The organism is Nocardioides sp. CPCC 206348 (assembly GCF_048654705.1).
Taxonomy (GTDB): Bacteria; Actinomycetota; Actinomycetes; order Propionibacteriales; family Nocardioidaceae; genus Nocardioides.
Genome location: NZ_JBMCZA010000239.1, coordinates 45,977 through 60,557 on the forward strand (window position 1 = coordinate 45,977; position 14,581 = coordinate 60,557).

Annotated in this window: 13 protein-coding genes; 10 read left to right on the forward strand and 3 right to left on the reverse strand. The window is 71.0% G+C overall.

Features of this window, described 5'->3' with window-relative positions; genetic code table 11:
- The 5 genes from ACOADB_RS27480 to ACOADB_RS27500 form a co-directional block, all read left to right on the forward strand.
- Positions 1 to 507 (forward strand): type II secretion system F family protein (locus ACOADB_RS27480; RefSeq protein WP_378606604.1); only part of this gene is annotated, 507 nt, incomplete at its 5' end.
- Between the two features lie 101 nt (positions 508 to 608).
- Positions 609 to 1,241: a type II secretion system F family protein gene (locus ACOADB_RS27485; protein WP_378606607.1), complete on the forward strand. Its 633-nt coding sequence runs from the start codon at positions 609 to 611 to the stop codon at positions 1,239 to 1,241.
- A 160-nt stretch (positions 1,242 to 1,401) separates the two neighbouring features.
- On the forward strand, positions 1,402 to 1,572 hold the full coding sequence (locus tag ACOADB_RS27490) for a DUF4244 domain-containing protein (protein ID WP_378606610.1): 171 nt from the start codon (positions 1,402 to 1,404) through the stop codon (positions 1,570 to 1,572).
- Positions 1,569 to 1,949 (forward strand): TadE family type IV pilus minor pilin, encoded by a 381-nt coding sequence (locus ACOADB_RS27495; protein WP_378606613.1) that lies wholly within the window; start codon positions 1,569 to 1,571, stop codon positions 1,947 to 1,949. Before ACOADB_RS27490 ends, ACOADB_RS27495 begins: the two co-directional genes overlap by 4 nt.
- The gene (locus ACOADB_RS27500) at positions 1,946 to 2,326 is read left to right on the forward strand and encodes an Rv3654c family TadE-like protein (RefSeq protein WP_378606616.1); all 381 of its coding nucleotides are present in this window, start codon (positions 1,946 to 1,948) and stop codon (positions 2,324 to 2,326) included. Before ACOADB_RS27495 ends, ACOADB_RS27500 begins: the two co-directional genes overlap by 4 nt.
- Positions 2,327 to 2,414: 88 nt before the next feature.
- Here the strand turns inward: ACOADB_RS27500 and ACOADB_RS27505 are convergent, their stop codons facing one another.
- Both ACOADB_RS27505 and ACOADB_RS27510 read right to left on the reverse strand, forming a co-directional pair.
- The gene (locus ACOADB_RS27505; RefSeq protein WP_378606619.1) at positions 2,415 to 2,741 is read right to left on the reverse strand and encodes a hypothetical protein; all 327 of its coding nucleotides are present in this window, start codon (positions 2,739 to 2,741) and stop codon (positions 2,415 to 2,417) included.
- 10 nt (positions 2,742 to 2,751) lie between these two features.
- The gene (locus ACOADB_RS27510) at positions 2,752 to 5,124 is read right to left on the reverse strand and encodes a DEAD/DEAH box helicase (RefSeq protein WP_420281373.1); all 2,373 of its coding nucleotides are present in this window, start codon (positions 5,122 to 5,124) and stop codon (positions 2,752 to 2,754) included.
- A gap of 137 nt (positions 5,125 to 5,261) precedes the next feature.
- Between ACOADB_RS27510 and ACOADB_RS27515 the strand changes: the two genes are divergently transcribed.
- The gene (locus ACOADB_RS27515; RefSeq protein ID WP_056715253.1) at positions 5,262 to 5,594 is read left to right on the forward strand and encodes an STAS domain-containing protein; all 333 of its coding nucleotides are present in this window, start codon (positions 5,262 to 5,264) and stop codon (positions 5,592 to 5,594) included.
- A gap of 217 nt (positions 5,595 to 5,811) precedes the next feature.
- Positions 5,812 to 8,166 carry a sodium-translocating pyrophosphatase gene (locus ACOADB_RS27520; protein WP_378606623.1) on the forward strand — a complete coding sequence of 785 codons (2,355 nt, stop codon included), beginning with the start codon at positions 5,812 to 5,814 and terminating at the stop codon, positions 8,164 to 8,166.
- A gap of 74 nt (positions 8,167 to 8,240) precedes the next feature.
- Here the strand turns inward: ACOADB_RS27520 and ACOADB_RS27525 are convergent, their stop codons facing one another.
- Entirely contained in the window at positions 8,241 to 8,930 is a 690-nt protein-coding gene (locus ACOADB_RS27525; protein ID WP_378606626.1) for a CatB-related O-acetyltransferase, read from the reverse strand.
- Positions 8,931 to 9,060: 130 nt separating this feature from the next.
- Here ACOADB_RS27525 and ACOADB_RS27530 point away from each other — a divergent pair, with 130 nt between their 5' ends.
- From ACOADB_RS27530 to topA, 3 genes are all read left to right on the forward strand, one after another.
- Entirely contained in the window at positions 9,061 to 10,566 is a 1,506-nt protein-coding gene (locus ACOADB_RS27530; RefSeq protein ID WP_378606629.1) for a DUF7059 domain-containing protein, read from the forward strand.
- Positions 10,567 to 10,598: 32 nt separating this feature from the next.
- On the forward strand, positions 10,599 to 11,741 hold the full coding sequence (locus ACOADB_RS27535) for a DUF2510 domain-containing protein (protein WP_378606632.1): 1,143 nt from the start codon (positions 10,599 to 10,601) through the stop codon (positions 11,739 to 11,741).
- A gap of 109 nt (positions 11,742 to 11,850) precedes the next feature.
- The gene (gene topA / locus ACOADB_RS27540; RefSeq protein WP_378606635.1) at positions 11,851 to 14,580 is read left to right on the forward strand and encodes a type I DNA topoisomerase; all 2,730 of its coding nucleotides are present in this window, start codon (positions 11,851 to 11,853) and stop codon (positions 14,578 to 14,580) included.
- The last annotated feature ends 1 nt before the right edge of the window (position 14,581 follow it).

Genomic DNA, 14,581 nt, shown 5'->3' on the forward strand with positions numbered 1-14,581 from the left:
GAGCTCTGCGACGCCGTCCAGGCCGAGCTCGCCGCCGGCCAGACCGCCGGTCTCGCACTGGAACGAGCGGCCGAGGAGTGGCCGGAGATCGCGCCCGTCGCCCGCGCTGCCGCGGCCGGGGGCGACGTACCCGTCGCGCTGCGCTCGCTCGCCGAACGGCCCGGAGCGGGTGCCCTGCGGGTGGTCGCGGCGGCGTGGCAGGTCGCCCACCGCACCGGCCACGGTCTCGCCGACACCCTGGGCCGCGTCGCCGACGACCTGCGCGCGACGGAGCAGACCCGCCGCGTCGTCGACGGCGAGCTGTCGTCGGCCCGGGCGACGGCACGCCTCCTCGCCGCGCTCCCGCTGCTGGCCCTCGCCATGGGCTCGGGCGCCGGGGCATCGCCGTGGCGCTTCCTGGTCGGCCATCCCGTCGGCCTCGCCTGCCTGGTCGGCGGCCTGGCCCTCGCCTACGCCGGCCTCGCCTGGATCGATGCCCTCGCCCGCGACATCGAACGCGCCGCCTGATGTACCTCCTGATCGCAGTGACGACCGCCCTGGCGACAGCCCTGTTGATCCCACGAAGTGCGGCAGCTGGGGGTGCGAAGTGTGGGAAATGGGGGTCCGAGGTGCGGGAGTTCCTCCCCGCGCCCGATCGCGACGGCCTGCTGCGCCGCGGCCGCTGGGCCTGGGCATCGATGGCGGGCCTGGGCGCCGGACTCGTCCTTGGCGGTCCGCTGGCGGTACCGGCCGGAACGGCCGTCGCCGCAGGTGTCTGGGTCGTGGCCGGGCGTCTCGAACCAGCCGAGGTCCGTCGCCGTCGGGAGGAGGTACGACGAGACCTGCCGCATGTCGTGACGCTGCTCGCCGCCGCCCTCCGCTCGGGCCTCGCGCCCGTCGACGCGATCGGGCTCGTCTCCCGGGCACTCCCCGGTGCCGCTGCCGATCGCCTTGTGCCGGTGTCGACGCGTCTCCAACTGGGTGGCGACGTCGTGCCGATCTGGGCAGCCCTGGCCGCCGATCCTGACCTGGGCGCGCTCGGGCGGACGATGGCCCGCGCACACCGCACCGGAGCGCCGGTGGTGGCAGCCGTCGAGCGGTTGGGTGACGACCTGGCCCGCCGCGGGCGGGCGGAGGTCGAGGACCGTGCACGGGCTGTCGGGGTCCGCGCCGCCGTACCGCTGGGGTTGTGCCTGTTGCCGTCGTTCCTGCTGCTCGGCATCGTCCCGCTGGCCGTGTCACTGGCGTCGGTGATCGTCTGACCAGCCCCATCGGCCCCACCGCGGGACGGTTCAACCCCGCGGTCCTGTGGACGACGAATCCCTGTCCACAGGCGGGCTCCGGGCCACGCCACGAGGTCGCCCTCTTCGCGCATCCTGCATCGACCGGCCGCATCGGGCGGCCGCGACGAGGGGAGACGAGATGGTGCAGGTCCACGACGAGCGGGGCGTGACAACAGCGGAGTACGCCGTCGCCACGGCTGCGGGCGCGGGATTCGCCGGCTTGCTCTACAAGATGCTCAGCGGCGGCTTCGGGAACAAGCTGATCAAGACCTTGTTCGACCACGTCCTCGGTCTGCTCGGTCTGCAGTGACCGGACGATCCGGCCGCGGCCAGCGGGGCGCGGTGACCGCCGAGCTCGCGGTCGGGCTGCCGTTGTTGCTGGCGGTGACGGCCGGGCTGGTCTGGCTGCTGGCGGTCGGCGTCGGACAGGTCCGCACCGTCGATGCTGCGCGCGAGACGGCCCGGGCCCTGGCGCGCGGTGACGATCCGGGAGAGGCCCGAGCGCTGGGGGAGCGGATCGCACCCGCCGGTGTCCGCATCACCGTGGCGCGCGAGGGCGACCGGGTCGTCGTACGAGCGTCGGGGCGGGTGGACGGGCCCGGCGGGCTGTTCCGGGCACTGCCGGGCGCGGTGCTCGAGGCCGAGGCGGTGGCGGTCACCGAGGAGTCGGGAGGAGGGGCGCCATGACGACGCGGAACCGGGATCAGCGCGGCGCCGCCACGGTCCTGGTCGTCGCGATGGCGGGCGTCCTCCTGCTGGTCGGAGCCGCGACCGGTGTCGTCGCCGCCCTGGTAGTGGCTCACCGGAAGGCGCAGGCAGCGGCCGACCTCGCCGTACTGGCCGGCGCGACTGCCCTGGCCGATCCGGTCCGCGCCCGCGACCCGTGCGGAGCAGCAGGTGAGGTGGCGGAGGCGAACGACGCCACCCTGCAGTCCTGTGTGGTCGAGGGACAGGACGTCCTCGTCGAGGTCACCGTCGCCGGCCCGCGCTGGCTGGGGCAGGACCGCGACCTGGTCGGTACGGCCCGCGCCGGCCCAGGGGTGCAGCGATTCGACCGGAGCTGAACCCGCCTACGTCGGCAGCGTGGCGGGAGGCGTACTCCTGCGAGCTTGCTCGCCGCTGCGTCGCCGGAGACACGCTCGACCGATCAGGTCAGTCTTCGCGGCCCGACAGGTCGTCCTTGCGCCGCTCCAGCTCGACCTCATCGAGCTTCGAGGACAGCTCGGAGAGTCGCTTCTGCTCCTTGCGGCGCTTCCAGCCCTGCTTGGTGCCGGTCTTCATGAACCACAGCCCGCCGAGGATCAGCAGGCCGGCGATGAGGCCGATGAAGAAGATCGCCTCGGGCTGGACGTTGATGCCGAGGATCTCGGTCGTGTCGCGGGCGGGGTTCTTCTCGTCCCGGTCGTAGCCGATGCCGAAAAGACCAGAGAGCACCGCTGCCACACCGAGCAGGAGCAGGAGCAGACCGAAGATCACCATGAGCGGCACGCTACTCCGAGGATGCCGGGGCGTGCCGGAGCAACGCGTCCAGCAGCGCGACCGCGCCCGCCTTGTCGAGCGGGTCGTTGCCGTTGCCGCACTTCGGTGACTGCACGCAGGAGGGGCAGCCGGATGCGCATTCACACGCAGCGATGGTGGCCCGGGTCGCCCGCAGCCAGGCAGCAGCGGTGCGGTAGCCGCGCTCGGCGAAGCCCGCGCCGCCGGGGTGTCCGTCGTGCACGAACACCGTCAGCACACCGGTGTCGGGGTGCCGTGCGGTCGACACGCCACCGATGTCCCACCGGTCGCAGGTCGCGAACAGGGGGAGCAGTCCGATGGAGCAGTGCTCGGCGGCGTGCGCGGCGCCCGGCAGGTCCGCCGCCGCCACGCCGGTCGCTGCCGCCATCTCCGCCAGCACGGCGTCCGGAACCGTCCACCACACGGCCGTGGTCGAGAGCGTCCGGGCCGGCAGGTCCAGCAGGGTCTCATCGATGACCTCGCCGGTGCGCGCCCGCCGGCGGAGGTACGACGTCACCTGGTTGGTCACCTCGACGGTGCCGAGCGAGATCCGGCACGGCCCCCAGTCGGTGTGCTCGTGCTCGGCCGCGATCGTGATGTCGGTGATGTCCCGGGCCGACGTCGTGTGGTCGACCTCGACCCGCCGCATCGTGGCGACGTGGTCCTCGAGGTCGAGCTCCTCGACCAGCCAGGTCTCGCCGCGGTGCAGGTAGATCGCGCCGGTGTGGGCGGTGCCGTGGGCGCGTCCGCCGTCGACGGTGCCGACGACCCGCCCGGTCCCGGCCTCCATCAGCTGCACCTGCTGTCCGCCGGTGGAGCGGATGTCGGCGAGGTCCGCGGCGCGCGAGCTGTCGGTCCAGAACCAGCCGGGCGCGCGGCGCCGCAACAGCCCCTCCGCGACCAGCGACCCCAGCACCTCCCGCGTCCGCGGCCCGAACAGGTCGAAGTCCTCGATGGTCACCGGCAGCTCCTGCGCCGCCGCGCACAGGTGCGGCCCCAGGACGTACGGGTTGTCGGTGTCGAAGACCGTGCCCTCGACCGGACGCCCGAGCAAGGCCTCCGGGTGGTGGACGAGGTAGGTGTCCAGCGGGTCGTCGCGCGCGATCAGCATCCCCAGGGCGCCGCCGCCATCACGGCCCGCGCGACCCACCTGTTGCCAGAAGGCGGCCCGCGTGCCCGGATAGCCGGTGATCAGGACGGCATCCAGACCGCTCACGTCGATGCCGAGCTCGAGGGCATTCGTCGCGGCCATGCCGAGCAGCCGCCCGCTGCGCAGCGCTTCCTCGAGGGCACGCCGTTCCTCGGGGAGATAGCCGCCGCGGTACGAGTCGATGCGACCGACGAGGGACGGGTCGACCTCGGCCACGAGCTCGCCGGCGCGCCGGGCAACCGTCTCCACCCCGCGCCGGGATCGCACGAACGCCAACGTCCGCACGTCCTGGACGACCAGGTCCGCCAGCAGGTCGGCCGTCTCGGCAGTGGCCGGGCGGCGCACCGGCGCGCCGTGTTCACCCGTGTACGACGTCAGCGGCGGTTCCCACAGGCCCACGGCCAGCTCGCCGCGGGGTGATCCGTCATCGGTCACCGCCGTGACGTCGAGGCCGAGCATCCGGCGCGCGGTGACCTCGGGGTCGGCGACCGTGGCCGAGGCCAGGATGAAGACCGGCGAGGCGCCGTACGACGCACAGATCCGCCGCAGGCGCCGGACGATCTGCGCGACGTGCGCCCCGAACACGCCGCGGTAGTGATGGCACTCGTCGATGACGACGTACTCCAGCGACCGGAAGAACGGCGCCCATCGCGCATGCCCGGGCAGCAGCGAGCGATGCAGCATGTCGGGGTTGGTCAGGACGTACTCGGCGTGGTCGCGCGTCCACTCGCGCTCCTCGGTGGTGCTGTCGCCGTCGTGCGTCGCCACGCGGACGTCGAGCCCGAGCCCGCGGATCGCGGACCACTGGTCATGGGCCAGCGCCTTGGTGGGCGCGAGGTAGAGCACCGATGCGCCGCGCTGCCCGCGCGGGCCCCGGGCTGCGCGGATCCGGGAGAGCGCCGGAAGGAGGTACGCCAGCGACTTCCCGGACGCCGTACCGGTCGCCACCACGACGTGCTCGCCCCGGTGCGCCGCCTCGGCGACCGCCACCTGGTGCGCCCAGGGTCGCGCCACCCCCTTCGCCGTGTACGACGCCACGACGGTCGGGTCCGCCCAGGTCGGCCAGTCGCCGCAGATGGCCGGGCGGGCCGGGACCTGCTCGAGATGTGTCAGCCGCTCGGCGCGCCCGGGACCGGCGGTCAGGCTGTCCATCAGGGCCACGGGATCGCGTCGCGCCGACCCGGAGCGGATCGGGGTGTCGGGCTGCGCGGTCATCTGACCAGTGTCGCAAGCGGGGCCGACATCGTCGCCCCCGCGGGCCGGAGGTTCTGTGGACTTCGTGCGCGGTCATGGCAGGCATGGTTTGATTGGGCGCAACTGCCAGACGTAGGAAATATCCCGGGGTGAGGGTCGTGAATCTGACACTGTCGACGCGCGAGGTCGGTGCGCGCACCGTCATTGCCGTGGGTGGCGAGATCGACGTCTACACCGCGCCCAAGCTCCGCGACACGATCACCGAGCTCGTGGCGGGTGGTACCTACCACCTGGTCGTCGACATGGAGGCCGTCGAGTTCCTCGACTCCACCGGTCTCGGCGTGCTCGTCGGCGGGTTGAAGAAGGTGCGTGCACACGACGGCTCGCTCGAGCTCGTCTGCAACGCAGACCGTCTCCTCAAGATCTTCAAGATCACCGGACTGGCGAAGGTCTTCGTCATCCACAGCTCCGCCGACGCCGCGCTGGCCTGACGCCGCGCGGCCTGACGCCGCGCTGCCCCCGCGCCGGACTCAGCGCGACGACTCCGCGAACGATCCCGTCCCGGCGGCGGATCGCCTGTTTTGGCGAAACCTTTGTGACACGGGTCACACCCCTCCCCTTTTCCCTGCCGGAGTCTGCGTAGACTCCGGCACGTTCTATGACCTGGGTCACACGACCCGTACCTGAACTTCACCAGGAGGCACTCGAATGCCCCGTCCGTTCGTCGTAGATGTCGATGTGACCGGAGGCGATCTCGCCCTGGTGATCGGCGTCGCCGTGATCTCCCTCGGCTCCCTGGCCATGGCCGTCCTCTTCAGATCCGAAGTGCTCAAGGCAGGTGAGGGCACTCCGAACATGCAGCGGATCGCCCAGGCCGTGCAGGAGGGCGCGAACGCCTACCTGACCCGCCAGTTCCGCACCCTCGCGGTTTTCGCGGCCATCGCCTTCTTCGTGCTCCTCGCCCTGCCGGCCCACACGGCCGACGGTGCGACCGGACTGCAGTCGGAGTGGACGGTGCGGATCTTCCGCTCGGTCTTCTTCCTCGTCGGTGCCGGGTTCTCCGGAGCGGTCGGCTACCTCGGCATGTCGCTCGCCGTGCGTGCGAACCTGCGCGTGGCGGCGGCGGCCAACGAGCAGGGCCGGGACGTCGCGATGAACATCGGCTTCCGCACGGGTGCCTTCGTCGGCATGCTCACCGTCGGCCTGGGACTGCTCGGTGCCAGCGTCGTGGTCCTCGTCTTCAAGTCCACCGCACCCAACGTGCTGGAGGGCTTCGGCTTCGGTGCCGCGCTGCTCGCGATGTTCATGCGTGTCGGCGGTGGCATCTTCACCAAGGCCGCTGACGTCGGCGCCGACCTCGTCGGCAAGGTCGAGAAGAACATCCCCGAGGACGACCCGCGCAACGCCGCCACCATCGCGGACAACGTGGGTGACAACGTCGGCGACTGCGCTGGCATGGCCGCCGACCTCTTCGAGTCGTACGCCGTCACGCTGGTCGCCGCGCTGATCCTCGGTTCGCAGGCCTTCGGCGACAAGGGCCTCGTGTTCCCGCTGATCGTGCCCGCCATCGGCGCACTGTCCGCGATAGTGGGCGTCTACCTCACCCGGCCCCGCGCCGGCGAGAGCGGCCTGAAGACGATCAACCGGGCGTTCTACCTCTCCGCCGCCGTCGGCGCCGTGGCCAGCGCGGTCGCTGCGTTCGTCTACCTGCCGAGCAAGTGGAGCGAGCTCAACGGCAGCAGCGCGGGTCTCGGCGCGCTCAGCGCGGGCGACCTGCCCGATGTCAGCCCGCAGGTGTTCGCGGCGGGCGCCGTGGCCATCGGTGTCGTCCTCGCCGCTGCGATCCTCGCCCTGACCGGCTACTTCACCGGCACCGAGCACCGCCCGGTCAAGGACGTCGGCAAGACCTCGCTCACCGGCGCGGCCACCGTGATCCTCTCCGGCCTGTCGGTCGGCTTTGAGTCCGCCGTCTACACCGCGATCGTGATCGGTTCTGCCGTGTTCGGCGCCGCACTGCTCGCCGGTGGTTCGGGAGTCCTCGCGCTGTTCGCGGTGGCCCTGGCTGGTTGCGGTCTGCTCACCACGGTCGGCGTCATCGTCGCGATGGACACCTTCGGCCCGGTCTCCGACAACGCCCAGGGCATCGCCGAGATGTCGGGCGACGTCAGCGAGGACGGCGCGAAGATCCTCACCGAGCTGGACGCCGTCGGCAACACGACCAAGGCGATCACCAAGGGCATCGCGATCGCGACCGCCGTCCTCGCCGCGAGCGCCCTGTTCGCGTCGTACGTGCAGTCGGCCTTCGACTCCCTGGCCGAGGCCACGGGCGTCGAGGACGGCACTGCGGACGCGGTTGCCCAGAGCTTCCTGGTGTTCGACGCCAAGCTCATCGTCGGCACCCTGCTCGGTGCTGCGGTCGTGTTCCTCTTCTCGGGCCTGGCCATCAACGCGGTCGGCCGCGCGGCCGGCGCCGTCGTGATGGAGGTACGCCGCCAGTTCCGCGACATCCCCGGGATCATGGAGGGGACGGCCCGTCCGGAGTACGGCAAGGTCGTCGACATCGTGACCCGCGACTCGCTGCGCGAGCTGGCCACCCCCGGCATCCTCGCGATCCTGGCTCCGGTCGCGGTCGGCTTCGGCCTCGGCGTCGGACCGCTCGCGGGCTTCCTGGTCGGTGCCATCGCGACCGGCACCCTGATGGCGGTCTTCCTCGCCAACTCGGGCGGTGCGTGGGACAACGCGAAGAAGCTGGTCGAGGACGGCAACCACGGTGGCAAGGGATCGCCGGCCCACGAGGCGACGATCATCGGTGACACCGTCGGTGACCCGTTCAAGGACACGGCCGGCCCGTCGATCAACCCGCTGCTCAAGGTGATGAACCTCGTGTCGCTGCTCATCGTCGGCGCGATCATCAGCCTGTCCTACGGCAACAGTGAGAACGACGTGGTCCGGATCCTCATCGCGGCGGCCGCCGCGTCGGGCATCTTCGCCGCCGTCTACGTCTCCAAGCAGCGGGTCTCGACGATCGGTGAGGAAGCACCGGCCGCGGTCGAGTCCGTCTGAACCCACCAGCCACCCCGGTGTCGTGACCAGTCACGGTGCCGGGGTGGTTGCTTTCTTGGTACGACGACCCGGGCCTACGTCGCTTCGTCGAGCCGCTTCGCCAGGACGTCCGGGTCGACCGTCGTCAGGTCGAGCTCGAAGAGGTCGCGGTTGCGCCGGAACCGGTCGTCGTCCCACCGCCACCACTCGAAGCCCGTGAGGACCTCGATGACCGGCTCGGGGTACCGCCACCGGATGAAGCGTGCCGGGTTGCCCGCTGCGACGGCATAGGCGGGAACGTCGCGGGTGACCACGCTTCCCGCGCCGATCACGGCGCCGTCGCCGATCGTCACGCCCGGAGTGATGACGACGGAGTCGCCGATCCACACCGCGTTGCCGATCGTCACGGGTTCCCGCGGTCCGAGGACGGATGCGGCGCCCATCGTGCGGCGCTGCAGGTCCTCCTCGATGTTGAGGAACTGCATGTGGTGGTTGGCGCTGCGCACGACGAGGCGACCGGCGATCGCGCAGTAGCACCCGATCGTGCAGGGCTCGAGGTAGGAGGACTCGTTGATCCTCGTCCCTCGTCCGATCACGACGCCGGGTGCGATGTAGGACCCGGGCGCGACGAGGACGTCGTCGCGGTAGAAGGCGACGCGGTGCCGCATGTTGTCGATGCGGCGCAGTGCCCGTCGGCGGACCGCCCTCAGCAGCTGCTGGGCAGTTCGTTCCACCACGGGAGCAGAGGCGCCCGAGGGGTTGGTCATTGTCGTCCCGAGCCCCATGGCGCGGACGCTAGCAGTCCGCTCGGTCGACCGCAGCCTGACAGGAAGATCAGTCGGTGCTGCCTGTGTGTCAGTCGTCGGGAACCGAGCAGGTGGGTGCGTTGCCGGGGGACGCCCTAACGTTGGGGCCGTGCTGCCCGTCGCCCTCGCCGCCCCGCTCCGTGAAGCCCTGCTCGCTGCCGACTTCACCTATGACGCCATCAGCGAGCTGCTCGGGGCGGAGGCCCACCAGGCGTTGTCCCGCAACGAGACGACACCCGGCCTTCGTCGTACGACGAACGACGAGCCGCTCGCCACGCTGATCCGGCTCTTCCTGCTCCAGGCCGTCGTCCCCACCTCGGGCGCCGAGCGGGCCCTGCCCGGGCTGGTCGACCGGCTGGTCAACGCGGGTGTCCTGGCCCAGAGCGTCGGCGAGGTCGCGGCGCGGCTCGACGTCCGGCCCTACGGCTCCGAACAGGGCGACCTGTGGGTCGTGAGCGACCTGACCCCCGGCCTGAACGGCATCGCGACCTCCGTCACCGGCGACTACGTGCTCGGCATCAGTCCCGCCTCGTCCAGCCTGGCCCAGCTCACCGTCCGGCACGATGTCGGCAGCTCGCTCGACCTCGGCACCGGTTGTGGCGTGCAGGCGCTGCACCTCGCCACGCACAGCGACCGGGTCGTCGCCACCGACGTCAACCAGCGCGCGCTCGCCATCGCCCGGTTCAACGCGGCGCTCAACGACGTCGACGACATCGTCGAGGTCCGCGACGGCTCCTTCTTCGCCCCGGTCGCCGGTGAGCGGTTCGACCTGATCGCCACCAACCCGCCGTTCGTCATCTCGCCCGCCAGCGGCGAGCGGCTCGTCTACCGCGACTCCGGCCTGCCCGGCGACCAGGTCGTCGAGCACATCGTTCGCCGCGCGCCCGACCACCTCAACGACGGTGGCTGGTGCCAGGTCCTCGCGAACTGGGTGATCGAGACCGACCGCCCGTGGGACGAGCGCCTCGGCACCTGGCTCACCGAGGAGTGCGACGCCCTGGTCGTCCAGCGCGAGGTGCTCGACCCGTCGTCGTACGTCGAGCTGTGGCTGAAGGACGCCGGCCACCACCCCTCGACCGGCGGCGACCCGGCGGCGTACGCCGAGCGCTACGACACCTGGCTCTCGTGGCTGGAGCAGCAGGGCGTCGGCGGGATCGGCTTCGGCTGGATCAACCTGCGCCGGCGCGCCGACGTCACCCCGGGTGCCCTCGTGCGTGACCTCCTCGAGTGGCCGTACGACGTCGAGCAGCCCATCGCGCCCGCGATCGCCGACTGGGCCGACTCCGCCCTGGCCGCCCAGTCCGTCGGTCCGGACACCCACCTCGTGCTGCGCGAGGACGTGCTCCAGGAGACCAGTGGCCCGGTGGGCGTCGAGGACCCCTCGACCATCGTGCTGCGCCAGCAGCGCGGCTTCCGTCGGGCCCGTCAGGTCGACACCGTGGTGGCCGCGGTCGCCGGTGCCTGCGACGGGGACCTGGCGGTCGGGCCGCTCGTCGACGCCGTCGGCCAGCTGCTCGAGCGCGATGCCGCCAGCCTGCAGGAGGCCTACCTCCCGGAACTGGCCGAGCTGGTGGCCGAGGGCTTCCTCACGCCCGCCGACCCCGCTGCTGGCTGAACCCGTCCCGCTCGTGATGCACACTTGACCCCGTGACGAACGCAGGCTGGTACCCCGACCCCGCTGGCGCGCCCGACACCTACCGCTACTGGGACGGTCAGTCGTGGAGCCAGATGACCACGAGCCACCCGCCGGCCGCGGCCCAGCCCACGCCGCAGCCCCCTCAGCAGCCCCAGCAGCCCACTCCGCCGGCAGCGGCGCCCACGCAGTTCCCGCCGCAGCAGCCGCAGCAACCGAACCAGGGCGGGTACGGCGCCGTACCCCAGCCGCAGCAACCCCAGCCGACCCCCGGCTACGGCGCGGGCGCGTTCTCCGGTGGCCCCGGTGGCCCCGGACCCGGTGGCTACCCGCAGCAGCAGTGGAGCCCCACCCCCTCCGGCGGCTCCGGCGGTGGTAGTGGCAAGACGATCGGCATCGTCATCGCCGCCGTCCTCACCCTCGTCCTGCTCGGCGTCGGCGGGTTCTTCGGCGTCCGCGCCCTCACCGGGGACGACGACGGCGACAAGTCGGCCAACGACCCGACCCGAAGCGAGTCCTCGGACGCGACGGAGTCGAGCGACCCGACTGACGGGAGTGACCCGACCGAGTCCTCCACCGACGCCAGCTCGAGCAGCACCATCGCGCCGACCGGAATCCAGTGCACCGGCGGCACGCCCAAGCCCGCGACGGATCCGGGCAAGAACCCGCCGGCACTCACCGGTGGCGGTCTCACGATCCCGCGGCTGGGCGGCTTCACCGTCGACATCAGGTTCTCGGACGCCTTGCCGTTCGCGGACGGCATCATCGTCCAGTACGCCAACGTCACCGACAACTGGGTGACGGAGTACGCCGTCGGCGGGCTCTCGAAGGCCAACGGCTTCACCAGCACCGACCAGGCCGCCGAGATCATCATGCAGTGCCTGACCATGAACGACCTGGTCTACAAGGGGTTCGACAGCCGCAAGGACCAGAAGCGCGAAGCGGTCACCCTCGACGGCATGTCGGGCTACTCGATCACCTCGGAGATCCGGGTCAAGGACAGCGAGGTCACGGTCGAAGGTGACGTCACCACGGTGATCGTCCTCGACACCGGCGACGCCGACTCGTACGGCGTCTTCATCGGGGTCGCGCCCATCGGCGACACCGCGAAGATCGCCCAGGCCGAACGGGTCGCGAAGAGCATCAAGGCCGACTGAGGCGCCCCTCACTGGACACGACCCGCTACCGTGATCGGCCGTAGAGCCCATCACGGGTGACGAGTTCGCCCCTCCAGTGGCAACCGAAGCAGTAGAGAAGGTTTCAGCAGTGGCACACAAGTTGGTGATCGTCGAGTCGCCGGCCAAGGCCCGCACCATCGGCGGGTACCTCGGCGACGGCTATGTCGTCGAGTCCTCCATCGGCCACATCCGGGACCTTCCGAACAACGCCGCGGACACCCCGGCCAAGATCAAGGACAAGCCCTGGGGCCGGCTGGCCATCGACGTCGACAACGGCTTCGTGCCCTACTACGTCGTCCCCCGGGACAAGAAGAGCCACATCTCGAAGCTGAAGGCCCTGCTGAAGGACGCCGACGAGCTCTACCTCGCCACCGATGAGGACCGCGAGGGAGAGGCCATCGCCTGGCACCTCCTCGACGAGCTGAAGCCGAAGAACATCCCGGTGCGCCGGATGGTCTTCCACGAGATCACCAAGGCTGCGATCCAGGAGGCCGCCGCCAACCCGCGCGAGCTCGACATGGACCTGGTCGAGGCACAGGAGACCCGTCGCCTCCTCGACCGGCTCTACGGCTACGAGGTCTCGCCGGTGCTGTGGCGCAAGATCATGTCCGGCCTCTCCGCGGGCCGCGTGCAGTCCGTGGCCACCCGCCTCGTGGTGGACCGCGAGAAGGAGCGGATGGCCTTCAAGCTCGCGTCGTACTGGGACCTCGAGGGCACCTTCGACGCCGGCTCGAAGCACGACCAGCGGATGTTCCCGGCCAAGCTGCACACCATCGACGGCACCCGCGTCGCCAGCGGCAGCAACTTCGGCCAGGACGGCCTGCTGAAGGGCAAGGCGGACGTCGTCCACCTCGATCGCCCCCGTGCTGAAGCCTTGGTCGCCGCCCTCGCCGACACCGCGTACGACGTCCGTACGGTCGAGGCCAAGCCGTACCGCCGTTCGCCGTACGCGCCCTTCCGCACCACCACGCTGCAGCAGGAAGCCAGCCGCAAGCTCGGGATGAGCGCGTCGGTGACGATGAGCGTCGCCCAGCGGCTGTACGAGAACGGCCACATCACCTACATGCGTACCGACTCGACGACCCTGTCGGACACCGCGATCTCCGCGGCCCGCAGCCAGGTCGCCGAGCTCTACGGCAGCGAGTACGTCCCCGACGAGCCGCGGACCTACACGAGCAAGGTCAAGAACGCCCAGGAGGCGCACGAGGCGATCCGCCCGGCGGGCGACTCGTTCAAGCGCCCCGGCGAGACCGGCCTGACCGGCGACCAGTTCCGGCTCTACGAGCTGATCTGGATGCGCACCGTCGCGTCGCAGATGAAGGACGCCGTCGGCCAGTCGGTCAGCATCCGCCTCGGCGGCGCAGCGGCCAGCGGCGAGGACGTCGTGTTCTCGGCCACCGGTCGCGTCATCACCTTCCACGGCTTCCTCAAGGCGTACGTCGAGGGCACCGACGACACCGCCGCGACCAAGGACGACCAGGAGACCCGGCTCCCGAACCTGCAGCAGGGCGACTCCGTCTCGGCCGCGTCGATCTCCGCGAACGGCCACGAGACGAAGCCGCCGTCGCGCTTCACCGAGGCCACCCTGATCAAGGAGCTCGAGGAGCGCGAGATCGGTCGCCCGTCGACGTACGCCTCGATCATCGGGACGATCCTCAACCGCGGATACGTCTACAAGAAGGGCACCGCGCTGGTGCCGGCCTGGATCGCGTTCTCCGTGGTGCGGCTGCTGACCGAGCACTTCTCCCGGCTGATCGACTACGAATTCACCGCCGGCATGGAAGAGGTCCTCGACCAGATCGCCCGTGGCGAGAAGGACCGGACCACCGAGCTGACGGAGTTCTACTACGGCTCGTCGGCGCTGACCGGGCTGCTGCCCCTCGTGCAGGGCCTGGGCGACATCGACGCCCGGGAGCTCGCGACCTTCCCGGTCGGCACGGCCGAGGACGGCATCAACCTGCGCGTCGGCAAGTACGGCCCGTACCTCGAGGGTCCCGACGACGACGGTGCGCCGCTGGCCCGCCGCGCGAACGTCCCCGACGACCTGCCGCCCGACGAGCTCACCGTCGCCAAGGCGATCGAGCTGCTCGCCAACCCGGCCGGAGAGGAGATCGAGCTCGGCGTGCACCCGGAGACCGGTCTGCAGGTGGTCGCGAAGAACGGCCGCTACGGCCCCTACGTCACCGAGCTGATCCCCGAGCCCGCCGAGGGCGAGAAGAAGCCCAAGAAGGGGGAGAAGCCGCGCACCGGCTCGCTCTTCAAGTCGATGTCGCTCGACACCGTCACCCTCGACGACGCCGTCAAGCTGCTCGCCCTTCCCCGCGTCGTCGGATCCGGCGAGGACGGCGAGGAGATCACCGCCCAGAACGGCCGCTACGGGCCGTACCTGAAGAAGGGCACCGACTCCCGCTCGCTCACCAGCGAGGACCAGATCTTCGGGATCACCCTCGACGAGGCGCTCGCGATCTACGCCCAGCCCAAGCAGCGCGGCCGCGCCGCCGCGGCCCCGCCGCTCAAGGAGCTCGGCAACGACCCCGTGTCGGGCCAGCCGATCGTCGTGAAGGCCGGCCGCTTCGGCGAGTACGTCACCGACGGTGAGTACAACGCGACGTTGCGCAAGGACGACTCCGTCGAGGCGGTGACCCTGGAGCGGGCGGCCGAGCTGCTCGCCGAGCGTCGTGCCAAGGGTCCGGCCAAGAAGGCTGCGAAGAAGACGACCAAGAAGGCCCCGGCCAAGAAGGCTGCGGCGAAGAAGACCGCTGCCAAGAAGACGGCCGCGAAGAAGGCTCCGGCGAAGAAGACGGCCAAGAAGGCCTGAG